The sequence below is a fragment of the Streptomyces sp. Xyl84 genome, from assembly GCF_059731885.1.
In genome coordinates this window covers 1147274-1170064 of record NZ_AP029182.1, presented here as the reverse complement: position 1 = coordinate 1170064, position 22791 = coordinate 1147274, and the positions used below count along the sequence as shown (strand labels likewise).

The following is a 22791-nucleotide window of genomic DNA, read 5'->3' as shown; positions in this document are numbered from 1 at the left end:
CGACATCCGTGACACCGGCCGGGACGTCCACAACGACTTCCAGGGACTGGTGTCCTGCTACACGGCCCCGGAAGCCGACCAGCTCTTCCACACCACCATCCCGGTCCGGGACAAGGCCGACACCCTCGCGGAGAAGCTGGAGACCGTCAGCGTCGCCCTGCCGGCCTTCGCCAAGGACGCCCGGCCGCTCGTCCAGCGCATGGATCAGCTGAGGAGTGAGGCGGCCGCCTTCCGCAAGTCGATCGAGGACGACGACGACTGGCGGAAAGACCAGAAGAACATCGCCAAGAAAACGCACCTGGTCCACGAGATCGGCCGGGTCTGGGGCGAGTTCCAGGAACTCGAGCGCTCGACCGCCACGAAGATCGACGGCCAGGTCGGCGGTACGCGCTGGATCGCCGACGACGGCTCGCACAGAAGGGTATGTACGGCTTCGACGCCGAGGACGCGGCCAAGGCCGACGACACGCCCTGGGGCAAGGTCGACGAGCGCGAGTACACCGGCCTGGCCGCCGCCTGGCAGTGGACGAAGCGCAATGTGGGCGGCGCCGTCAAGGGCTTCTTCGTCGACGGTGTCTGGGGCACCCTCAAGGGCCTGGGTCACATGGTCAACGTCTTCGACTGGAACACCTTCACCAAGACATGGGAGGGTATCGGGGACGTCTTCGGCGGTGTGAGCGCGTACGTCATGACGCTCTACGACTGGGCCATGGACAAGATGTTCGGTCCGGCGGACCACAGCGACACCGACCGCCAGAAGAAGGCCCTGCGCGACTTCGGCAAGTCCCTCATCGCCTACGACGAGTGGGGGACGAACCCGTCCCGCGCGGGCGGCACCGTCGCCTTCAACGTCCTCACCGTCGGCGCCGGCTCTCTCCTCAAGCTCGGCAAGGCCGGTTCCCTGGCCGCCAGGACCGGCGAGGCGGGCGAGGCGGCCTCCGCGGCCGGCCGTGCCGCCAAGGTCGCGAACGCCTTCGGCAAGACCGGGCGGCTCGTGGACCCCATGACCTACGTCGGCAAGGGCGCGGGCTTCGCCAAGCTCAAGGTCGGCGACATGATGGCGGGCCTGAGGGAACTCCATTCCGGTGCCGCCGAGGACTTCCTCCACGGCGCGGATTCGCCCAAGATCCCGGAGACGCACGCCCCGGTCACCATCTCGGACAAGTCCGTCCGCTACCCGGACGGCTCGGTCCTCCACGAAGACGGCACCATGCTCTCCCCGGAGGGCAAGCCGCACCCGGACCCGATCCCGGTCGAGTCCTCGGCCGCGGAACGTGCGGCGCGGCTCTCTGAGCCGTCGCACATTGCCTCGCCGCCGCACACGCCGGTCCATGCGGACCAGCCAGTGCCGGCGCATGTGGGCGGCGATAACGCGGAGAACGTCGTCCATGCCGGGAACGGATCACATGCCCCGGTCAATGGCGGCGGCCACGGGGCGTCGCTGCCCGCGGAAAACCATGTTCGCGGAGGGGCACAGGGGCACGTCCCCTCGGCTCGTGACGGGGCTTCGGCACCCGTTGGAGGGGGTAGCGGGCACGGTTCTTCGCACGCCGGAGGTGGGCACGTCAGCCACGAGTCCTCCGGAACCCCGGGACACGGAGAAAGTACCGGCGGGGAGTCGACCGACGGCCATGTCACAGGCCATGGCTCGGGCGATACTCCGGGACACTCCTTCCCGAACACTGGCGGGCACGATCCGGCACACGCCGGGGAGCCGGGCGCAACGGGCCAGAATGCCGACGACTTGGCTCGTCTCCACGCCGACGATCGACCCGGTGTGCTGGACGCGGACCATGGCCCGCACGGAGCTGACAACTGGGGTCACTACAAGGGCGAAGAAGTGCACTACGCCCAGAACCCCATTGACGAGGATGCCAAGGCACTCCGATTCTACGAGGACATGCGTGACCCGTTGTCGAGCAGGGGCAACGTGGAAACCATCGCCGAGAACACCGGCATGAAGCCCTCGGTGATTCAGACAGCCAAGGAGAACCTCTTCCTCCAGCGACACAACGTTGAGACCGAGCTGGGCGTCATGCGGCACAATGTCTTCTTCACCCCTGACAGCCAGATCGCGGACCTGTGGAAGAAGGCTGAGGCCAACAAGCTCAGCGACATGGAGCAGGCGCAGTTCCGCAATCATGTGGCCCATGAGTACGTCGAGAACAAGCTCATGGAAATGGGCATGCCGTACCGATCGTTGGATCCGCGCGTGTGGGAGGGCGACTCTGCTTACCTCAGCGATCACAGCCTCATCGGTGCACACGACGTTGCGCCCGCAGCACTCAGGGCGACTCCGATGGTCACTGAAGGTGTGGGTGCGCTGAGCCATTGGCGGAGGATTGGAATCGAGCCCCCTGCCGAGCCTATCCTGGACGACCTCTCAAACGTTGATTTGCTGGTCGACGCGATCAAGAAGGGACTGAACCTGTGACGCGAACGGGTTCGGCGGAGTCGATGGTCAATCGATTGACCGCCATCAACTGGAGCGACTACGCCGCAGGAGACAGGAATTCCGCATCTCGCACCCTGCTGATGCGTGAATTCCTTCGGCGAGCTGCCCTGTGGGTGGAGTACCTGGGCGGCAGTGAACGCTGGCCCTTCTTCGACATCGCGGAACGCGTCGACCCCTTGGTCCGTGCCGATCCCGGGTTGATCGAACGGCTGGATGAGTTCACCAACGGAAACGTGCCGGAATTCGTCGCCCGCCGCATGTGCCGTGCAGCCGTGCACTGGGCCGCACTTCGTGAATCCACTGAGATGAAGCTCCCGGACCTGCCGGATCCCTATGAGCCGCTCGTTGTGCTGTACGAACGCGGCGGTGTGTTCTTCGTGGAGAACGGAGTGGCCGACTTCGAGTTGCGGCGCGTGCCGCTGCGTACTTGGCAGGCCAATCTTGCACCAGAACCCATCGTGGAGGTTGACCCCGCGGTGCTGGACACTGTGGACAGAGAGGCGAACTGACCTCAGCACCGTGGCGGCTGTGTACCTTGCTCAGTACTACGCCAGGGACGAGTTGAGAGCACCACCGTTCACCGTGTCCGAGGACCTCAAGATCCTCGGACACCGGGGGAGGTTTGTTGACGGAGACGGTCCTTCGCAAAGCCAATCTCTCCGGCTGTGACCTCTATCGCGCCCATCTCGAGGGGGCCGTCCTCGCCGAAGCCGACCTCTCTGGCGCCAGCCTCGTGAAGGCTGTTCTCGACGAAGCCTCCTTGGCCGGAGCGAACCTGGACGACGCGGACCTGGGCAGTGCGGAGCTCTGGGGGGCCGACGCTACCGGGGCAAGCCTGCGAGGGAGCAAGCTGGAGGGCGCGGCCCTGCTGGAGACCAAGTTGTACGGGGCAGACCTGGCCCATGCGACCGTTCGGGAGACCTCCTTCAAGGTGTTCCTGGACGACCGCAGCACCGTCGAAGGGATGACGGGCACCGTTTTCGGCCCTGCCCGCGTAGCGTGGGCAGAAGGTGTGCGAGAGGTCAGTGGCCAGGACCTTGAGATCTGGCTGAACGAGCGCGGGGCGCGAGTGGAAGTTCTCACCCCCTGACCCATGCCGGGTTCTCCAACTGAGCGTGCGACTCCGAGTCACCCCTCGAAACTCTGGGCGACCTGCTGGCCGGACTCCGCGACGACGATGGGTACTGGAGTGTCACGGTGAAGGTCCTCGGTTTCTATCGTGAGCTCTGGCCGTCGTGTTCGCAGGCCACTGACAGCATCCGTTCGTTCGTGGCCGACGTGCCTCAGGCGAACGAGGGGGAGATCGCCTCTTATCTCCGTGGTGGACACATTCTCTTTTCCTCCATGGGCGTCGTCGATGACGTCCTCGGCTCGGGCGCAAGCATCATAGGTGGAGGGTCACTGTTGACGGACGGGGAGTGGGTATGGCGTGGTGACCTCTCGTTCTACGCTCGCAGGCACCACGTCGTACTTCCGGACGAATTTCGAGCAAATGCCGAGACTACGGGTTATATAGTGCCGCCTGTCGAGCAGGAGCGCCTCGTGGTCCTCACAGACGAAGTTCAGGAACTCCGGTCATGCAAGCAGAGGTAAGCCCGTCCGCCGGTACTCCTGAGCTCCCGGCGACGAACAGCTCGCCGTCGAATGGGGCGCGGGCGCGTTCGGCGCGTCACCTTCACGGCGCGAACCCACCGCACTAGTCATGACCGGCGACCGTGCCAGGAAGGCCAGATCTTCCCTGGCGACTACGCCAGCACCTGGCCGTTCGGTCGTGGCACGCTCGTCCGCCGCGGCGAGGCGGCCAGGCTCATCCGGACGGCACTGGCCGAAGGACCGATTGACCGACCACGGGGACCACGCCGACATCGCCGCCCGCCCGCCGCTCACCGCCGCCCCCGTACGGCTCGGCGCCGCGGCCAGGCCGGGCTACTACTGCCCGCTGGGGGACGGCGAGTCGGCAGAGGGCTGGACCGACTTCGAGACGCTGCTGCGGCACCTGCGGGGCGCGCTGTAGGAGAGGCCCCCCGCACGCCGCCCCGGCCGGGTGGCGCTACGGCAGCCGCTTGTCGTAGTTCTTGTCTTGATCACCGCCCGCTGCTTCCGCGGCAGTCCGGCCAGGGCCGCGAGCAGGGCTCTGCGCTCGTCGGTCCACGAGACGGCCTCGTCGTGCCCGGCCACCTCCGGCGGCACCGCGGGGAGAGCCTCCCTCACCCGCCGCTTGCGGAACCGGTCGCTGTTGCAGTTGACCAGCATCCGCCGGACGTACGCCTCCGGGCTGTCGCTGCGTGAGACATGCCGTCATGAGCGGTACGCCTTGGCCGGCGCCGTCCGCGTCAGGTCTTCGGCGTGGTGCACATCGCCGGTGAGCAGGTACGCGGTCCGGACCGGACGGGACCACCGCGCTGAGACGAACTCCTGGAACTGGGCCTCTTGTTCGGCCCTCATCAAGCACCCTCCCTCGCCCTCCGGACCACCGTTCCGGCGGATTCGGTTGCCCGGGATCCCTCCGGGATCCGTCCGCAATCCGCCCGGGATCCGAGGCCTCGCCGGTCAGCCGGGCGAGCAGGGCCGACGACAACCGTCAGCGGAGTGCCGGTGTGTCGGCACCGCCCGGTCCCCGAGACGGTGTCCGGGAACTCCGCTTCCAGGACGTGGGTCAGCGGGCGCTCGCCAAGGTGCGGTGTGCCCAGTCGGCGAAGCCGGTCCAGTGGATGTCCGGGTGAGCCGCATGGAGGGCGGGGATGTCGACGCGATAGCCGGGCCCGTTCAGGAACGCCCACATGGCGTGCATGTCAGCGTTGTCGATGGCCGAAAGCGGTACGTACTCATGACGGACCTCCCGTCCGAGCGTGGCGCCGAGCGCAGCCGCCATCCGCGAGGGCGTGGGTGCGTCGCCGGCCAGTTCGATGCGCTGCCCCACGTACGGAGAAGGGTCGAGCAGCACCTTCGCGGCGAACGCGCCGAGGTCGGGGCGGGCGAGCTGCTGCAACGGCCGGTCGGGCGGCAGCGGCAGGTCGAGGACGCCGTCGAGGATGCGCCGGGCTCCACCGAGCGCGTTGTCGAAGAAGTACGTCGGCCCGAGGATCGTGTACGGGACATCGCCCGCCGCCAGTTCCGCCTCGATGCGGGCCTTGCTCTCGAAATGCGGTACCCCGCTGTCCTGGTCGGCCCCGGCGACCGAGCTGAACACCAGGTGCGGAACGCGTTCCCGTGCGGCGGCGGAGAGGATCGCCCGCCCCTGACCCACCTCCGCCTCGACACCGGCCTCGAACGGCGTGGTGAACGCGAAGACACCGGCCACCCCCCTCATCGCCGCGGCGAGCGAATCGCGATCGCTCAGGGAGCCCGCCACCACGTCGACGCCCTGCCCGGCCAGTTCCCGCGCGGACTCCCGGCCGGGGTCGCGGACCAGCGCCCTGATCCGGGCCCCGCGGCTCAGCAGCGCGTCGGTCACGGCCCCGCCCTGTCCGCCCGTCGCGGCGAGCACCAGGATCGGCTCATCCACCATGGAAGCACTCCCTTCCCAACCGGGGCATCGCATCTGAAGTCGGCCCCAGCGGTAACCTTCCGTCACGACCGGCGGTGCAGGAAGCCGACGCGCGCGAGACGGGCACTGAAGGAATCGATCTCGTGCACGCACGGTCAAGGACGCCGGCCGAGCACGTGGCCGGCCGGGGTGCAAGGGCCGGTTCCCCTCCGGCGGCCCGGGCGGCCTCAGACCGTACTCACGGCGTCGACGAGCCGCGCCAGCGCGTCGGCGAGCGCCCGCACCCGAGGGCCGTCGGCCGGGCCGCCGGGCTCGCGCATGTACCCGTCCCGCCGGATCTCGATCATCAGCGCGCCGACCCGGCGGTCGGTCCCGTAGTACTCCAGCGGTACGTAGGCGCCCTGGAACGGGCTGTCGACCCCCAGGTCGCCGATCCCTTCGAAGGCCTTCGCGGCCTGGTCCAGGAGGCGGGCCGGGGTGTGGAAGCCGTCGCTGCCGAGGCAGACCGCGGGGCGCGGCCCGTCGCCGTGCAACTCGTAGGGGAGGCGTTCGGCCGGGTACGAGTGCACGTCGATGATCACGGCCCGGCCCACGGCCGCCAGCCGCTCGCCGACCGCCTCGGTCATGGCGGCGGCGTACGGGCGGAAGTACCGCTCCACGAGGGGGCGTCCGTCGAACGAGGCCGGGCGCAGTTCCTCCCCGTGCGTGGTGCGGGTGTACACGGCGCCCATGCCGACGGCCAGCATCTCCTCGCGCTCGTCGGGGAAGCGCTCGGGGTCGGTCACCAGCCGCGAGAGGCGGTTCACGAAACGCCACGGGGTGACGGCGCAGCGCTCGGCGGCGGCCGCCGCGATGTCGGCGGTGTGGGCGTCGGTGATGTGGTCCAGTTCGCTGGCGAGGGCGGCGTCGTCGAGCGTGATGTCCCGCCGGACGGCGGCCGGGACGGTCCGTGAGGAGTGCGGGACGTGCAGCACGACGGGGGAGTCGGGTGAGCCGGGCAGGTACTCGAAGGAGGGGGACGGATCGTTCATCTGCGGTGTCCTCGTCGCGCGCACCGCCTGCCGGCGGCATGTGTCGCGTGTGGTGGCGGGGCGCGGCGCGGCGCGCGGGGTCGTCGCGGATCGTACGCCGAGAAGATCTGCACAGGTCCCTAAACTTGGCATGGACCTGATCTATCTCCCCGGCTACCCTCTTCCCTGCACCCCCTTTGAGAGCGCTCTCACTCCGCGTGCCCTTCCGCTCCACCCCCACCGTCACGAGGGGGCGAGGTCCCGTCGTGACCGGAACGACGAGAGGCAGCAACCCACATGAGACGCACGACAGTTCTGCGCGCCGCCCTGACCGGGGCGGTCCTGCTGGCCACCGCGGCCGCCGGCCTGAGCGGCGGCCGGGCGACGGCCGCCACCCCGTCCGCCCCCACCCACGGCCTTCCCGCCCCCTCCGCCGCCGGCGCCCCGGCGTCCGCGGCCCTCGTCTCCGCCCTCCGGCACGACCTGCACCTGACGGAACGCCAGGCGAAGGCCCGCCTCGCCGCGGAGGCATCGGCGCGCACGGTCGAACAGGCCGCGCGCAAGGCCGCCGGAGCGGCGTACGGCGGCTCGTGGTTCGACCCGAAGAGCGATGCCCTGGTGGTCGCCCTCACCGACGACACCCGCCGCACGGCGGTGGAGGCCACCGGGGCCCGGACCGTGCACACCCGCCACACGGAAAGCCGACTGGACGCGACGAAGGCTGCGTTGGACGCGCTGCGCGCCCCGAAGGGGGTCAGCGGCTGGCACGTGGACCCGCGCGCCGGGGCGGTCACCGTCACCGTGGTCGCCGCACACAAGGGCGACAACGATGTCAGGAAGTTCCTCGCCCGCGCCCGCGCCGCCGGTCCGGTGACCGTGGAGGAGACCCGTCAGGCCCCGCGCACGCTGGCCGCCGGAACCGTGGGCGGCGACCCGTACTACACGGGCAACGTCCGCTGCTCCATCGGCTTCTCGGTGTACGGCGGCTTCGTCACGGCCGGGCACTGCGGCCGGCCCGGCATGGGTGTCAGCGGCTGGGACCACTCCTACGTCGGCACCTTCCAGGGCTCCTCGTTCCCCGACAACGACTACGCCTGGGTCAGTGTGGGCAGCGGCTGGTGGACCGTACCGGTCGTGCTCGGCTGGGGGACCGTCTCCGACCAGCTGGTCCGCGGCTCGGCCGAGGCCCCGGTCGGCGCGTCGATCTGCCGCTCCGGCTCGACCTCGCACTGGCACTGCGGCACCGTCCTCGCCAAGAACGAGACGGTCAACTACAGCGAGGGCGCCGTCCACCAGATGACCAAGACCAACGTCTGCGCCGAACCCGGCGACTCCGGCGGCTCGTTCATCAGCGGCGACCAGGCCCAGGGCGTCACGTCCGGCGGTTGGGGCAACTGCAGCTCCGGCGGCGAGACGTGGTTCCAGCCGGTGAACGAGATCCTCGGGCGGTACGGGCTGACACTGCACACGGCGTGAGGTGACACCCCGTCCGCCGCACCGGGCCCGGCCGGCTCCCCTCCCGGTCACCTGGTGCGGCGGGCGCGGTGCGGCCGTGCCGTACCGGCGGAACGCCCCGCCGGGACGGCACGGCGCTCGGCATCCGGCATGCGGCGCCCGGCATCTGTGTCCGGCGCCCGGCACCCGGCGTCGGGTGCCGAGTGGACGAGCCGAGCGGAGTCGAGCCGAGCCGCTGCGACTCGGCGACCTCCCGCGACCGGCGACCCGCGACCGGCGTCCGGCGTCCCGCGACCGGCGTTCGACGCCGCGCATGGTCGTGACCGTCCCGGGGAAGGGCCGTTGCGACGAACTTCTGCCCCATCTTCGACATCCCTTCCCACAGGCGGTGCAGAGTGAAGAAGAGAGTGTGCGGTGCGGGTGCTGTGCTCGGCGTCCTCGTCATGTTCGGCGCCCTGCCGGCGCAGGCGTCCACGGCGGCGCCCCCGGGAACGCAGCGGGGCGGGCACGTCCTGCCCCTGGGCCCCGCGGACCTGACCGAGACCCGTACCACGACGACCCTTCAGCCGGGTGTCACCCTCACCCGCATCGTGCGCGGCGAGGACGCCCCGGCGCTGTCCTGGACGGTCGAGGTGACCATCCCCGGCGGTGCCGGCTCGCCCGACCCGGACGCACCGCCCGCCGTCCTCAAGGAGGAGGCCAGCGCGCAGGATCTGGCCGCGGACCTCGTGCGGCACGGTTTCCGGGCCCGCGCGGAGGAAGTGCGGACCCCTGGGGCGGCCGACTACGCCGGAGGAACCCTCGGCTGGCGAGTGCGCGTCGGCTCGTTCGGCTCGCAGTCGGCCGCGACGGCCGAACGGACACGGCTGAGGGCCGCCGGGTACACCGGATCGGCCGTGTACACCGGCTGGGACGGCGACTCCTCGGCCAGGGGCCCCTGGCACATCGACGTGCTCACCATCGACCCGTCGCGGTTCGACGGCAGTCTCCAGGCGTCGTACGGCCCGGACCTGGAGAGCCGCGAGACGACCAGCCGGCTGTCGGAGGAGGCGGGCGCGACCGCGGCGGTGAACGCCGGCTTCTTCGTCCTGGACCCGGCCGCGGGCGCTCCGGGCGACCCGGCGGGCGTGGGCGTCTACGACGGACGGCTGCTGAGCGAACCGGTGAGCGGGCGCCCCAGTCTGGTGGTGCACGACGACGGCCGGCGGACGCAGATCGCCCGGCTCACCTGGCAGGGAAGCGTCACCGGGCGGGACGCCTCGCTGCGGTTGAGCGGCATCAACCGGGTGCCCGGCCTGATCAGGAACTGCGGCGGCGGTCCGGGCGACCTGCCGACCTCCGCCCCGCTGCACGACGTCACCTGCACCAATCCCGACGAACTCGTGGCCTTCACAACCGACTTCGGGCCGAGCACCCCGGCGGGCGAGGGGCTGGAGGCCGTCATGGACGCCCGTCACCGGGTCGTCGAGGTGCGTTCGCCGCGCGGCGGACCGCTGCCGTCCGGCGGCAGCTCCGTCCAGGCGACCGGCCGGCGCGTCGCCGAACTGAGCGGCCTCGCCCGCGTCGGCGGCCACCTGCGCGTCGCGACGACCCTGCGGGACGAGCAGGGGCACCGCGTCTCGCCGTCGCCCAGGACCGACATCGTGAACGCCGGGCCCGAACTGGTCCGCGACGGCAGGATCCACATCACTCCCGCGACCGACGGCATGGTGCACCCGGGCGACCCGAGCTGGTACTACGGCTGGGTGCACAAGCGCAACCCGCGCACGCTGGCCGGGGTGGACGCCGCGGGCCGTACCGTGCTCGTCACCGCCGACGGGCGCAGTACCGCCTCACTGGGCCTCAGCATCGCCGAGAGCGCCGGCGTCGCCAGGGCGCTCGGACTGCGTGACGCGGTGAACCTCGACGGCGGCGGCTCGACCACCATGGTGATCGGCGGCAAGGTCCTCAACGACCCCTCCGACGCCGCCGGTGAACGGCCCGTCGGAGACGCCCTGATGATCCTGCCCCGCAGGCACTGACGCCCGCCCCTGTCGAAACGTTCATGCAGCATCGAGCCCACCGCAGGAGCCGCCGTGCCCGCCACCCAGACGAACCCGGCCGTCGAGTCCCGTCCGAGAACCCGCTCCCGCACCCGTCTGTCCACCCGCCTCCGCCCCCGCCTGCGAACCCATGGCGTGCTCGCCCTCGCCGCCGTCCTGCTCCTCCTCGCGCCGACGGGCCCGGCGTCGGCCACGGGCGCCCCGCCCGGAGCGCCTGCGACGGCTGCCTCGACCGCCACTGGCGCCCCGCCCGGAGCGCCTGCGACGGCTGCCGCCCCTGCCGCGACGGCTGCCGCGCCCGCCACGCGTGCCGCGGGCGCCAGGCAGGCAGAGGCAGCCGGCGATCCCCGTTCGCCGGGCCCGCGCGGCGCCGAGGTCGTGGGCCTCACCCAGGTCGCCGACCGCCAGGTCGACCTGGCGGTGCGCTCGGCGGCCCTGGGCGGCCGGACGGTCGAGGTCCGGCTGCTCACCCCCGACGGCTGGGACCCCGGCGACCGCCACCGGCACTGGCCCACGCTGTGGCTCCTGCACGGCTGCTGCGGGGACTACACGTCGTGGACGGCCATGACCGACGTCGCGCGGATCGACGGCCTGCGCCACGTGCTCGTCGTCATGCCCGAGGCCGGCTGGAACGGCTGGTACAGCGACTGGTGGAACGACGGCCGGGGCGGCGACCCGGCCTGGGAGACGTTCCACACCGTGGAGCTGCGCCGCCTCCTGGAGCGTGACTGGGGCGCGGGCCCCGACCGTGTGGTGGCCGGCCTGTCGATGGGAGGCCAGGGCGCGCTGCTCTACGCCGCCCGCCACCCGGGCATGTTCAGGGCGGTCGCCGCCTACTCGGGCTCGGCCCACCCGCTGCTGAACGACGAGTCGGTTGCGCGCATCATGGGGTTCTTCGCCGGCCAGGGCGACGATCCGCTGCGGGTGTGGGGCGACCCGGTCGCACAGCGCCGCATCTGGCAGGCGCACGACCCGTTCCACCTCGCCGGGAGGCTCAGGGCGCTCCCCGTCTACCTGTCGTGCGGGGACGGCACCACCGGCCCGCTGGACCCGCCGGGCCGCACCAGCGACCTGGAGGCCGACTTCAACCGCCAGAACCACGCCCTCGCCGCCGAGCTGAAGCGTGTGGGCGCACACCACCTGACCACGCACTTCTACGGCCCGGGAACACACGGCTGGCCCTACTGGCAACGCGAGTTGCACGCCTCCTTGCCGATGCTGCTCGGCGCCCTCGGAGTCACCGGCTGACACCGGTGATCCCCGCGCTGTCCCCCTCCCGCCCCACCGGGAGGGGGCAGCCCAGGTGCCGGCAGCGGCGGTGGGGCGGGTCAGCGGTCCTTGCGGGCCACTGCGCCGTAGATGCCGATCGGCGGCGCACCGGCCTCGGGGGCCTCGTCGGGACGCCAGTCGGTGACCTTCACCAGGCCCGGCTCGACCAGGGTGAAGTCGCCGAAGAAGTCCAGCACCCGGGCGTGCGGGCGCAGGTTCAGGGAGGCGGTGGCGCGCCGGTAGACGGCCGCCGCGTCCTCGCGCCGGTCCTCGTGGACGTCCCCCGTGGCGTGCGACAGGACGAGGTAGGAGCCGACGGGCAGCGCGTCGCGCAGGATGGCCACGACGCCGTCGGGGTCGTCCGCGTCGGCGAGGAAGTGCACGACGGCCACCAGGAGCAGCGCCACCGGTTGGCCGAAGTCGATCACCCGGCGCACCTCGGGGTGGTCCAGGACGGCGCGCGGGTCCCGCAGGTCGGCCAGGACCACGGAGGTGCCGGTGCCCTCCAGCAGGGCCATCGAGTGCGTGCTGACGATCGGGTCGTTGTCGACGTAGGCGATGCGGGTGTCCGGGGCGATGGCGTGGGCGATCTGGTGCACGTTCGGTTCCGTGGGCAGGCCCGTGCCCACGTCGAGGATCTGCCGGACACCGCCCTCGCCGACGACGTGCCGCACGGCGCGGTGCATGAAGCGCCGGTTGGCGAGGACCCCCGCCCGCACCTCCGGTGCCGCCTTCATGAACTGCTCGGCGGCCTGCTGGTCGACCTCGTAGTGGTCCTTGCCGCCGAGGAAGTAGTCGTACATCCGGGCCGGGTGGGGCTTGCTGGTGTCTATCTCGCGCGCGAGGGCGCCGCCGCCGCTGCTGGGGGAGGTCATCGCTGCCTGGCTCCGTCCTGGGCTCGCAACCCGCCACCGGGAGAACCGTGGTGAGTGAGTGTCAGGACATCATCTTGGCATGCCGCGGACGCCCGCCGGGCACGGTCTTCGTCCCCCCGGGACCGGCTCGGTCCTTGATGCATATGATGTGCAGGTGCATGAGTGTGACTACAGCATCCGACCCGCGGAACCCGGTGATCTGGAGGGCGCCCGTGCGGTGATGCTCGACACCGTGTACTGCGACTTCGGCACCGGCTACGTGCCCCGCTGGCACGGCGACATCATCGACCCGGCCGCCGCCTACCTCGCCCCCGCCCGGCACACCCTGCTGGTCGCGGTCGACGGCGCCGCGGGCGACGTCGTCGGCACCGCCGCCCTCGACGCGCGCGGTCCCGCGCACCCGCCCAACCCCCGCCACCTCGCCGAGCGCTACCCCTGCGGGGAGACCGCGCAGCTGCGCCGCGTCTACGTCCGCCCCGAGCACCGCAGGCGCGGCCTGGCCCGGCGGCTCGTCGGGGAACTGCTCGCGTTCGCGGCGGCCGACGGCGGCTACCGCTCCGTCTACCTGCACACCGACCCGGCCGTCCCCGGCGCGGAAGCGTTCTGGCGGTCCCTCGGCAAGGTCGTGCACGACGAGCGGGAGGATCGCGGCGGCGGGCAGGGGATCGTGCACTTCGAAGTGCCCATGGTGTGACGCGGCGACGGCCTGCACCCCGGGAAGCTCATGGAAATCATTTTCATGTAGTCTGCCGGCTCAGCCCTCAGCACAAGTTCCAGAACGAGGACCATGCCGCACCGTCGCCCTCCCCGCTCCCAGCGCCCCGCCCGCCGCGCGCACCGGGCCTTCCCCCGCCCCCGGCTGCTCGCCGCCCTCCTGCTCACCCCGCTTCTGTCCGCCTGCTTCGCCTCCGGTGACGGCGGCGCGAGCGGTGGTTCCGGCGGCGCCGAGAGCGGTACGCGCCTGCGCGTCGCACTCGCCTTCCCGCCCGCCGAGAACCTCTCGCCGTACGGCGCGGACGCCACGATCCTCAGCCGGCTCGGCGTCACCGAGGGCCTGACCGCACTCGACGCCAACGGGGCGGCCGCCCCCGCGCTCGCCCGGTCCTGGCGGCGCGAGAACGACCGCACCTGGCTGTTCACCCTGCGCGAGGCCGCCTTCCAGGACGGCACCCAGGTCACCCCGTCCGCCGTCGCCGCCGCCCTCACCCACGCCACCCGGGCCAGGCCCGCGCCCGCCGCCCTGGCCGGCGTCACCCTCACCGCCCGGCCCGAGGGCCGCGACCGGGTCCGCGTCACCACCCGCGACGCCGACCCCGTACTCCCGCTGCGGCTGTCCAGCCCGAGCCTGGCCGTGCTGTCCCCCGACGCGTACGGCGGCAAGGACGGGCGGGTGGACCCGGTCGGTACCGGCACCGGACCGTTCGAACTCACCGAGGTCCACGGCAGCACGTCCGCCACGCTCGACCGGTTCGACGACTACTGGGGAGGCCGCGCCCAGGCCTCCGGGGTCGACGCGCGCTTCGTCGCCGACGGCACCGCACGCGCCAACGCGCTGCGCACCGGCCAGGTCGACGTCGCCGAGGCGGTCCCGGTCGCCCAGGCCGCCACCCTCGACGCGGCGACCCGCCGGGAGACCGCCACCACCCGCACCACGGCCCTGCTGCTCAACAGTGGCTCGGGACCGTTCAAGGACCCGGCGCTGCGTGCCGCCGCGCGTGCCGCCGTGGACACCTCCGCGCTCGCCCGCGGGGTGTACGAGGGCCATGCCGACGCCGGTACCGGGATCTACGGACCCGCCGTCACCTGGGCCGAGGGCAAGCGCCTCCGTCCGGCGGGCAGGGCGCGGGCCGCGGCGCCCGGCGGGGCCAAGGTCACCCTCGCCACCTACGACAACCGGCCCGAACTCCCCGAGGCCGCCCAGGTGATCGAGCAGCAACTGGAGAAGGCCGGGTTCCAGGTCGAGCTGGTCGTACGGGAGTACTCGCGGCTGGAGACCGACGCGCTGGCGGGCAGGTTCGACGGCGTCGTGCTCGCCCGCAACACCCTCGTCGACACGGGCGACCCCGTCGCGGTGCTCGCGAGCGACTACACCTGCGACGGCGGATACAACCTGGCCCGGCTGTGCGACCGCGGAGTCGACCGGGCGGTGGCGAAGGCCGAGGGGACCGCCGACAGCGCAGGACGCCAGGACGCCGCCATGGCGGCCGAGGCGGCGGTCCTCGCCACCGACGCCGTGGTCCCGCTCGTCCACCAGCGTGTCATCACCGGCGTCGCCACCTCGGTGAAGGGCGTGCTCCTCGACCCGTACGAGCGGGTCCTCGTCGGCACCGGAACCCGCCGCTGAGACCATGGCGACCACCGGGAACAGCGCCGCCGGGACCACCGGCGGCGGGCGGCTCAGAACCACAGGGAACGGCGCCGCCGGCAACGGCGCCGCCGGCGGCGATGACGTCAACGGAAACGGCGTCGGCGGAGACGGCGCCGGCCGGACCGGTCGCGGCGGGGGCGGCCGTCCGGGCCGGCTCCGGGGCGTCCTGGGAGCCGTCGTGTGGCGGGCCGGGATCGCCGCCGCCCTGCTGGGCGGCATCGGCCTGCTGCCCTGGCTGACGCGCACCGACCCGGCGCTCACCGTCCTCAAGGCCCGCTCGGCGGACCGCGACCCCACCCCCGAGGTGCTCGCCGACATCCGCGACCGGCTCGGTCTGGACGACGGCCCGCTGCGGCTCCTCGCGCACTGGCTCGGCGGGCTGGTGCGCGCGGACGCCGGGCGGTCGTGGCTGTCGGGGGAGGCGGTCACCCCTGCCGTGCTGCGGGCCCTGAGCGCGTCGCTGCTGCTGATGGCGGTGGCGCTGGCCGTCGCCGTCGCCACCGCCGCGCTCGTGTGCGCCCCCACCCTGCGCCGGGGCGCCCGCGCGCGTGCGCTGCGCGGGCCCGGCGGGGGATCGGCGTCCGCGATGCTCGCCGCGCTGCCCGAGTTCCTCACCGCCTCCGTGCTCGCCACCGTGGTCGGGGTGCAGCTCGGCTGGCTGCCCGCGCTCGGCTGGTACGGCCCCCGCTGGACCGTGCTGCCCGCGCTCGCCCTCGGCCTGCCCGCAGGAGCCGTGCTCGGACGGCTCCTGGACGACCTGCTGCCAGGCGCGTTCGCCGAACCCTGGGCGAAGGCCGCCGCCGCGCGCGGCCTGCCGGGCCGCCGCGTCGCCCGCCACGCCCTGCACCGCTGCCTGCCCGGCCTCCTGCCCAACCTCGGGCTGTTCGCCGTCGGGCTGACCGGCGGAGCCGTCGCCGTCGAGCAGGTCTTCGACATCCCCGGGCTCGGCCGCACCACCCTCCAGGCCGCTCTCGCCCAGGACCTGCCCGTGCTCCAGGCAGGCGCCCTCGTCCTCGTCCTCCTCGCGGCCGCCGCCTCCCCGGCCGCCCGCCTCGCGGCCCGCCTGCTCACCGGCCCCGCCGTGCGCGACGGCGCCCTGCCCACCCTGCACCCGCCCCGGCCGCGCGCCCGCCGCGCCCTCCCGCTTCTGCACGGCGGCCTGCTGCTCGCCGTCGTCCTGCCCGGCCTGCCGCGCGACCCGCTCGCCCTGAACACCACCGAACGGCTGCGGGCCCCCTCGCTCCGGCACCCGTTCGGCACCGACGCGCTCGGCCGCGACCTGCTCGCCCGCGTCGGACACGGAGCCCTGGACACCGTGCTGCTCGCCCTCGCGATCAGTGCGGCCTGCCTGCTCGCAGGCGTCCTGCTCGGACTGCTGCCCCGGCTGTCCGGGCCGCTCGTCGACACCGCCAACGCGGTCCCGCCCGTCCTCGCCGCCCTCCTCACCACCGCCGTCTGGGGCAGCGGCCCCGCCACCCCCGCGCTCGCCGTGGCCGCCGTCGCCTGGGCGCCACTCGCCGCCCACACCTCCGCCCTGCTGCGGCAGGAACGCGTCGCCCTCCACCTCGCCGCCACCCGCGGCCTGGGCGCCGGCCGCCTCCACCTGCTGCGCCGCCACCTGCTGCCCGCCGTCCTCCCGGCCGTCACCCGGCACGCCCTGCTCCGACTGCCCGGGGTCGCCCTCGCCCTGGCCTCCCTCGGCTTCCTCGGGCTCGGCGCCCAGCCCCCGTCCCCCGAGTGGGGCCTGCTGCTCGCCGAGAACCAGCCGTACGCCGAACGCGCCCCCTGGGCGGTGCTCGCCCCCGCCGCCGTACTCGCCCTGCTGGGCGCCCTCGCGGTGACCGCGGCCGGAGGACTGCGAGGCACCCCACGCCCGCGCCCCCGGCGGTCAGCCGCCCGACAACCGTCTGCCACAGCGGAGTCGGACACCCCCCCTGGAGGGGCGGGAGCGCGATGACCACCTTGCTCACCGCCCTGCGCCCCGCCCCCGGACGCATCCCGCTGCCACCCCTGCTCCGGCTGCTGATCTGGACCCAACTCGCCTTCAACATCGGCTTCTTCGCCGTCCTTCCCTTCCTCGCCGAACACCTCGGACAGGCCATCGGCATGGCGGGCTGGCTGGTCGGTCTGGTGCTGGGCCTGCGGACCTTCAGCCAGCAGGGTCTGTTCGTCGTCGGCGGGGCGCTCACCGACCGCTTCGGCGTCCGGCCGGTCGTCCTGGCCGGCTGCGCGCTGCGCGTCGCCGGGTTCTGCTGGCTCGCCCACGCCGAACGCACCTGGTCGGTCATCACATCCGTGCTGCTCATCGGGTTCGCCGCCGCGCTGTTCTCACCGGCCGTCGAGTCGGAGGTGGCCCGGCAGGCCGTCGCCCGGGAGGAGGCGGGCGGCGGCGACCGCACCCGGGTCCTGGCACTGTTCGCGGTGTCCGGGCAGATCGGGGCGTTCGCCGGACCGCTGCTCGGCGCGCTGCTGCTGGCGGTGGACTTCCGCACCGCCTGCCTGGCCGGCGCCGCGGTCTTCGTGCTCGTCCTCGCCGGGCACGCCCGGCTGCTGCCGCAGCACATCCCCGGGCGCCCCCGCACCCGGGCACGCGGCGGCGTGCGGACGCTGCTGCGCAACCGCCGCTTCCTCGCCCTGTGCTGCGCCCACGGCGCCTGTCTGCTCGCCTGCAACCAGCTCTACCTCGCCCTGCCCGCAGAGGTGGAGCGCGCCGCCGGTTCGCAGGCGCCGCTGGCCTGGCTGTTCGCCCTGTCGTCGCTGCTCGCGGTGACCGTGCAACTGCCCCTCACCCGGTGGGCGGGACGGCGGCTGACCCCGCGCCGCGCCATGGCGGGCGGGCTGGTGGTGATCGGCGCCGGGTTCGCGGTGGTGGCGGCGGCCCGGCCGGCCGGGTGGACCGGTACGCCCGGACTGCTTCCCGCGGCCGGGTTCGTCGTCCTGCTCAGCCTGGGGCAGATGGCCGTCGCGCCGGTCGCGCGGGCCTGGGTACCCGACCTCGCCGAAGAGGGACGGCTCGGCCTGTACACCGGGGCGTTGTCCTCGGTCTCCGGACTGATCGTGCTGCTCGGCAGCGCGGCGAGCGGCAGCCTCCTGGACTCCGGCCTGCCGCCGGCCGTGCCCTGGCTGGTGCTGGCCGCCGTACCGGTGGCGGCGGCCGGGATCCTGCCCCGGCGCGCGTGAACCGCCCCGCCCCGGGGGCACGGCCCTCGCGGTCGGCGGGGGTGAACATCCCGCGCCCGCTGGGCCATCGGATCCGATGATCGTGGGCATCTCGCGCATACGTGCCCGTGGCGACCGGCGATCGTGACCCACCCCTGACCGTAGGTCCATGGGGGCCGACGCGGGCGGCCGGGCACGGTGACCGGCCGGCCCCCGTGCCCGGCCGCCCCAGCCCGCCCCGCCCGGCGGTCGTGAACAACCGCGCAGCCCAGGCCCGTCCGGGCCCCGGCGATCGTGAACTGCCCCGCGCTCCCAGACCCGTCGGGCCGGCGATCGGGGACCATCCCGCACTCCCGGACCCGTCGGGACCCGGCGTCGTGGATCACCCACCTCGCTTCCCGTCCTGCGTGAACGACATCGCCTACCGGCGCACCAAGCGGGAGCGGCCCGGCCACCGCCTGCCCCGCCTGGACGCCGTGGACCGCGCCTCGTGACCGGACGCCGGCCCGGCGCGCGGGCCGGTGTGTTCCGGCAGCGCGCGGGCCGCGAGCGCCCCGGCGGCGGCCACGCAGGCCAGAGCGGCCAGCGGCAGCCCCGCGCCGCCGCCGAGCCCGCGCAGCGCGGTCGCCGCCGCCACGCCCAGGGCGGGCCCGACGTTCATCGCGGTCTGCTGCAACCCGCCCGCGACGCCCGCGAAGGCCACGGCCGCCTCGCGCACGACGACCTGCGTCGCCGTGACCATCACCGTGCCGAACCCGGCCCCGAGCAGCGCGAAGCCCCCGCACAGCGCGACGGCGCCCGTGGCCCGGGTGAGCACCAGCACGCCCGCCGCCAGCACGGCCATCGCGGTCGCGGTCGTCCGGCGGGCCCCGGCGCGGCGCACCAGCAGCGGGGCGGCGGGGGCCGCGAGCACCATCAGCGCGGCCAGCGGCAGGCTGCGCAGAGCACTCTGGAACGGGTCGAGGCCCAGGGTGTCCTGGAGGACGTACGTGGCGACGAACAGCGTCCCGGACAGCGCCGCCGACGCGGCCACCAGGACGGCGACCGCGGCACCGACCGCGGCGGAACCGATGACGTCCGGCGGCAGCAGCGGATCGGCGGCGCGGCGCTCGTGCCGGACGAGGAGAACCCCGGCGACGAGCCCCAGCACGGCCACGAAGGCGACGACGGGCCCGGCCGGTCCCGCACCGCCGGGCTCCGGCAGCGCGACCAGGGTGTGCACGGCGCAGCCGAGGGCGAGTGCGAGCAGCAGCGCGCCGGGCAGGTCGAGCCCCGCACCTGGGACCCGGCGGCGGACCGTGGGGGAGGGCACGGGGCGGGGGAGGGCGAGCGCGAGCAGGCCGAAGGCGAGGGCCGGTGCGACGTTCAGGAAGAACACCGCCCGCCAGCCCGGCCCGGCCACCAGCGCACCGCCCAGCAGCGGCCCGGCCGCTGCCGCCACCCCGATCGCGCCGGTGCGCACCGCCAGCGGCGTCCCGAGCCGGTCGGCGGGGAACCGCGCCCGCAGCAGCCCCAGCGTGGCCGGTTGCAGCAGCGCCCCGCACACACCCTGGGCGGTCCGCAGGGCGATCACCCAGCCGATGCCGGGCGCGAGCCCGATGCCCGCCGACGTGGCCGCGAAGCCGAGCATCCCCACGGTGAACAGCCGCCGGTGCCCGTACCGGTCCCCGAGCCGCCCGGCGAACACCAGCAGGCTCGCCACCGCCACGAGGTACCCGGTGCTGGTCCACTGGACCTGGGCGTACGAGGCGTCCAGGTCCCGGCGCAGCGTGGGCTGCGCGACGGTGAGGACCGTGCCGTCCAGGGCGACGATCACCGCTCCGGCCACGCTGCTCACCAGCGTCAGCAGTTGCGCGCGGGTCATCCGCGGTCCTCCGCGCCGAGGTGGGCGTCGAGTGTCGTGCGCAGCACGCGCTCGACGTCGTCGGCGCCGGTGGCGAGCTGGAGACTGCCCCAGCCCCACAGCTGGGCCGTGCCGTGCAGGCCGGCCCACAGCGAACCGGCGACCGCGCGGGCGTCGGCCCCGGGGCGGGCCCGGCCGACCAGGTCCACCAGGGACGCGAACAGCGGCAGGCTCGTCTCGCGCAGGCCCAGGTGCCCGCTCTCCAGCAGGTCGTGACGGAACATCAGCTCGTACATGCCGCGCTCGCCGAGGGCGAAGTCCAGATAGACCCGGGCCAGTGCGGTGAGCTGGGCGCGCGGGGGCGCCGTGCCGTCCCCGGTCGCCGCACGGGCCCGCCCGGCCAGGTCCTCGAAGCCGCGGCGCGCGATGGCGGACAGCAGGTGCAGATGGGTGGGGAAGTGGCGGCGCGGCGCGCCGTGCGAGACGCCCGCACGGCGGGCGATCTCCCGCAGGGTGAGCGTCTGCGCCCCCTGGGAGGCCACCAGTTCCACCCCGACGTCGACCAGCCGCTCGCGCAGGCCGCCCGGGTTCTTCTCGGCTTGATCCATGGACAGTGTCTACCAGGAGAGCGTAGACACTGTCTACGGGCGGTCGGTCGCACGGCCGGCCACGCGCCCGCGGACGGCGGCCACGGGCAGCGGAGGAGAGGCGAGGGGATGGACAGGACGGTCGCGGGATATCGATACAGCCATGACTCAGGACCCCCAGGACACGAAGCCCGCCCCGGACCCCGCTCTGCTCACCCTGCTCACCGAAGGGCACGGCGGCGTGCTGGTCACCCTCAAGCGCGACGGCCGGCCGCAGCTGTCGAACGTCAGCCACGCCTACGATCCGCACGAGCGGGTCCTGCGTGTCTCGGTCACCGACGACCGCGCCAAGACCCGCAACGCGCGCCGGGACCCGCGCGTCTCCTACCACGTCACCAGCGCCGACCGGCGCGCCTACACGGTCGTCGAGGGCAGCGCCGAACTGACGCCGGTCGCCGCGGACCCGCACGACGAGACCGTCGGGGAACTGGTCCGCCTCTACCGCGACGTCCTGGGCGAACACCCCGACTGGGACGACTTCCGCGCCGCGATGGTCCGCGACCGGCGCCTGGTGCTGCGCCTGCGGGTCGAGCGGGCGTACGGGATCCCGCGGGCGCCCGGCGCGGACTGACCCGCGCGCCCTCGCGCCCGGCGCGGCCGGCCCCGGTCCGCGGGACGCCTCCCGGGCCGCACGGAGAAGGGCCCCGGTGCGCGACCGGGGCCCTTCGTACCGATGTGACAGGCCGGGCTACGGCCTGGTGTTCCATTCCGCGATCACCGGACGGTCGTGCTCCGTGGAGAGCCGGCTGACCGTGCCCGTGGCGAGCTGGAACAGGCGTCCCTCGGCGGGCGGCAGGCCCAGCCTGCGGGCCGTCAGCACCCGCAGGAAGTGGGCGTGCGCGACCAGGACCACGTCACCGTCGTCGCGGGCGAGGTCCGCGGCGACCCGGTCGAGCACCCGGTCGGCGCGGCGGCCGACGTCCTCGGGGGACTCGCCCGGGGTGCCGTCGGCACCCGGCGGCACCCCGTCGGTCCACAGGTCCCAGCGGGGCCGGGTGCGGTGTATCTCGGCGGTGGTCACGCCCTCGTAGCCGCCGTAGTCCCACTCGTGCAGGTCGGCGTCCGCCTCGGCGCCGGTCAGGCCCGCGAGTTCGGCGGTGCGCACGGCCCGGCTCAGCGGGCTGGTGAGCACGCGTGCGTAGGTCCGTCCGGTGAGGAGCGGAGCGAGCAGCTTGGCCTGTTCCTCGCCGTGGTGGGTGAGGGGCAGGTCGGTCCGGCTGGTGTGCTGTCCCGACAGGCTCCACTCCGTCTCACCGTGGCGGACCAGGAGAAGGTCCCCCACGACGGATCAGTCCTTCTTCGCCGACTCGACGGCGTGGCCGCCGAACTGGTTGCGCAGCGCGGCGATCATCTTCATCTGCGGCGAGTCCTCCTGGCGGGAGGCGAACCGCGCGAACAGGGACGCCGTGATCGCGGGGAGCGGCACGGCGTTGTCGATGGCCGCCTCGACGGTCCACCGGCCCTCGCCGGAGTCCTCCGCGAAGCCGCGCAGCTTCTCCAGGTGCTCGTCGTCGTCGAGGGCGTTGACCGCGAGGTCCAGCAGCCAGGACCGGATGACGGTCCCCTCCTGCCAGGAGCGGAAGACCTCGCGGACGTTGTCCACGGAGTCGACCTTCTCGAGCAGCTCCCAGCCCTCGGCGTAGGCCTGCATCATCGCGTACTCGATGCCGTTGTGGACCATCTTCGCGAAGTGGCCCGCGCCGACCCTGCCCGCGTGGACGTATCCGTAGGGGCCCTCGGGCTTGAGCGCGTCGAAGACCGGCTTCAGGCGGTCGACGTGCTCCTTGTCGCCGCCGACCATGAGCGCGTAGCCGTTCTTGAGGCCCCACACCCCGCCGGAGACGCCCGCGTCGACGAAGCCGATGCCCCGCGCGTGGAGCTGCTTGGCGTGCTTCTCGTCGTCCGTCCAGCGGGAGTTGCCGCCGTCGATGACGAGGTCGCCGGGCTTGAGCAGGGTCGCCAGCTGGTCGATGACGTGCTGCGTGGCACCGCCGGCCGGGACCATCACCCAGATCGCGCGCGGCCCGTCGAGCCGGTCGACGAGGTCGACCATGCTGGGGACGTCGGAGACCTCGGGGTTGCGGTCGTACCCGACGACCGTGAGGCCGGCGTTGCGGAGGCGTTCCCGCATGTTGCCGCCCATCTTGCCGAGACCGATCAGGCCCAACTGCGTCGCTGCCAT

General features: G+C 73.4%; 20 protein-coding genes and 1 pseudogene. 13 read left to right on the top strand and 8 right to left on the bottom strand.

The window, feature by feature from the left end; genetic code table 11:
• The first annotated feature begins 423 nt into the window (after nucleotides 1-423).
• From AC6I72_RS05020 to AC6I72_RS05000, 5 genes are all read left to right on the top strand, one after another.
• Nucleotides 424-2433: a hypothetical protein gene (locus AC6I72_RS05020; RefSeq protein ID WP_497999653.1), complete on the top strand. Its 2010-nt coding sequence runs from the start codon at nucleotides 424-426 to the stop codon at nucleotides 2431-2433.
• A gap of 35 nt (nucleotides 2434-2468) precedes the next feature.
• On the top strand, nucleotides 2469-2963 hold the full coding sequence (locus AC6I72_RS05015; protein ID WP_497999652.1) for a hypothetical protein: 495 nt from the start codon (nucleotides 2469-2471) through the stop codon (nucleotides 2961-2963).
• A gap of 116 nt (nucleotides 2964-3079) precedes the next feature.
• Nucleotides 3080-3544, top strand: a complete 465-nt coding sequence (locus tag AC6I72_RS05010) for a pentapeptide repeat-containing protein (RefSeq protein ID WP_497999651.1) — start codon at nucleotides 3080-3082, stop codon at nucleotides 3542-3544.
• A gap of 107 nt (nucleotides 3545-3651) precedes the next feature.
• Nucleotides 3652-4047 carry a hypothetical protein gene (locus AC6I72_RS05005; RefSeq protein ID WP_497999650.1) on the top strand — a complete coding sequence of 132 codons (396 nt, stop codon included), beginning with the start codon at nucleotides 3652-3654 and terminating at the stop codon, nucleotides 4045-4047.
• 244 nt (nucleotides 4048-4291) lie between these two features.
• A complete protein-coding gene (locus AC6I72_RS05000) occupies nucleotides 4292-4468 on the top strand; it encodes a DUF6177 family protein (protein WP_497999649.1) in 177 nt (58 codons plus the stop codon).
• Nucleotides 4469-4527: 59 nt separating this feature from the next.
• Here the strand turns inward: AC6I72_RS05000 and AC6I72_RS04995 are convergent.
• From AC6I72_RS04995 to AC6I72_RS04985, 3 genes and pseudogenes are all read right to left on the bottom strand, one after another.
• A pseudogene (locus AC6I72_RS04995) lies at nucleotides 4528-4899 on the bottom strand (sigma factor); the annotation flags it as partial.
• Between the two features lie 211 nt (nucleotides 4900-5110).
• Nucleotides 5111-5962, bottom strand: coding sequence for an NmrA/HSCARG family protein (locus tag AC6I72_RS04990; protein WP_497999648.1), 852 nt, complete (start codon nucleotides 5960-5962; stop codon nucleotides 5111-5113).
• Between the two features lie 206 nt (nucleotides 5963-6168).
• The gene (locus AC6I72_RS04985; protein ID WP_497999647.1) at nucleotides 6169-6972 is read right to left on the bottom strand and encodes an N-formylglutamate amidohydrolase; all 804 of its coding nucleotides are present in this window, start codon (nucleotides 6970-6972) and stop codon (nucleotides 6169-6171) included.
• A gap of 276 nt (nucleotides 6973-7248) precedes the next feature.
• Between AC6I72_RS04985 and AC6I72_RS04980 the strand changes: the two genes are divergently transcribed.
• The 3 genes from AC6I72_RS04980 (at nucleotide 7249) to AC6I72_RS04970 (ending at nucleotide 11696) form a co-directional block, all read left to right on the top strand.
• Nucleotides 7249-8427 carry a S1 family peptidase gene (locus AC6I72_RS04980; RefSeq protein ID WP_497999646.1) on the top strand — a complete coding sequence of 393 codons (1179 nt, stop codon included), beginning with the start codon at nucleotides 7249-7251 and terminating at the stop codon, nucleotides 8425-8427.
• 422 nt (nucleotides 8428-8849) lie between these two features.
• The gene (locus AC6I72_RS04975) at nucleotides 8850-10427 is read left to right on the top strand and encodes a phosphodiester glycosidase family protein (protein ID WP_498004596.1); all 1578 of its coding nucleotides are present in this window, start codon (nucleotides 8850-8852) and stop codon (nucleotides 10425-10427) included.
• Nucleotides 10428-10544: 117 nt separating this feature from the next.
• Entirely contained in the window at nucleotides 10545-11696 is a 1152-nt protein-coding gene (locus tag AC6I72_RS04970; RefSeq protein ID WP_498004595.1) for an alpha/beta hydrolase, read from the top strand.
• 80 nt (nucleotides 11697-11776) lie between these two features.
• Here the strand turns inward: AC6I72_RS04970 and AC6I72_RS04965 are convergent, their stop codons facing one another.
• Nucleotides 11777-12592, bottom strand: coding sequence for an SAM-dependent methyltransferase (locus AC6I72_RS04965; protein ID WP_497999645.1), 816 nt, complete (start codon nucleotides 12590-12592; stop codon nucleotides 11777-11779).
• 220 nt (nucleotides 12593-12812) lie between these two features.
• Here AC6I72_RS04965 and AC6I72_RS04960 point away from each other — a divergent pair, with 220 nt between their 5' ends.
• The 4 genes from AC6I72_RS04960 (at nucleotide 12813) to AC6I72_RS04945 (ending at nucleotide 18140) form a co-directional block, all read left to right on the top strand.
• Complete coding sequence (locus AC6I72_RS04960; RefSeq protein WP_498004594.1) at nucleotides 12813-13286, top strand: GNAT family N-acetyltransferase; 474 nt, start codon at nucleotides 12813-12815, stop codon at nucleotides 13284-13286.
• A gap of 93 nt (nucleotides 13287-13379) precedes the next feature.
• The gene (locus AC6I72_RS04955; RefSeq protein WP_497999644.1) at nucleotides 13380-14936 is read left to right on the top strand and encodes an ABC transporter substrate-binding protein; all 1557 of its coding nucleotides are present in this window, start codon (nucleotides 13380-13382) and stop codon (nucleotides 14934-14936) included.
• Nucleotides 14937-14940: 4 nt separating this feature from the next.
• Complete coding sequence (locus tag AC6I72_RS04950) at nucleotides 14941-16917, top strand: ABC transporter permease subunit (RefSeq protein WP_497999643.1); 1977 nt, start codon at nucleotides 14941-14943, stop codon at nucleotides 16915-16917.
• Nucleotides 16914-18140, top strand: a complete 1227-nt coding sequence (locus AC6I72_RS04945) for an MFS transporter (RefSeq protein ID WP_497999642.1) — start codon at nucleotides 16914-16916, stop codon at nucleotides 18138-18140. The genes AC6I72_RS04950 and AC6I72_RS04945 overlap by 4 nt, the downstream gene beginning before the upstream one ends.
• 400 nt (nucleotides 18141-18540) lie before the next feature.
• Here the strand turns inward: AC6I72_RS04945 and AC6I72_RS04940 are convergent, their stop codons facing one another.
• Complete coding sequence (locus AC6I72_RS04940) at nucleotides 18541-19983, bottom strand: MFS transporter (RefSeq protein WP_497999641.1); 1443 nt, start codon at nucleotides 19981-19983, stop codon at nucleotides 18541-18543.
• A complete protein-coding gene (locus AC6I72_RS04935; protein WP_497999640.1) occupies nucleotides 19980-20570 on the bottom strand; it encodes a TetR/AcrR family transcriptional regulator in 591 nt (196 codons plus the stop codon). The genes AC6I72_RS04940 and AC6I72_RS04935 overlap by 4 nt, the downstream gene beginning before the upstream one ends.
• Before the next feature lie 142 nt (nucleotides 20571-20712).
• On the opposite strand from AC6I72_RS04935, the gene AC6I72_RS04930 reads away from it, so the two are divergent.
• Nucleotides 20713-21180, top strand: coding sequence for a TIGR03618 family F420-dependent PPOX class oxidoreductase (locus AC6I72_RS04930; RefSeq protein WP_497999639.1), 468 nt, complete (start codon nucleotides 20713-20715; stop codon nucleotides 21178-21180).
• Between the two features lie 117 nt (nucleotides 21181-21297).
• Here AC6I72_RS04930 and AC6I72_RS04925 read toward each other — a convergent pair whose 3' ends face one another.
• The gene (locus AC6I72_RS04925; protein ID WP_497999638.1) at nucleotides 21298-21891 is read right to left on the bottom strand and encodes a histidine phosphatase family protein; all 594 of its coding nucleotides are present in this window, start codon (nucleotides 21889-21891) and stop codon (nucleotides 21298-21300) included.
• 6 nt (nucleotides 21892-21897) lie between these two features.
• Nucleotides 21898-22791, bottom strand: a complete 894-nt coding sequence (gene gnd / locus AC6I72_RS04920) for a phosphogluconate dehydrogenase (NAD(+)-dependent, decarboxylating) (RefSeq protein ID WP_497999637.1) — start codon at nucleotides 22789-22791, stop codon at nucleotides 21898-21900.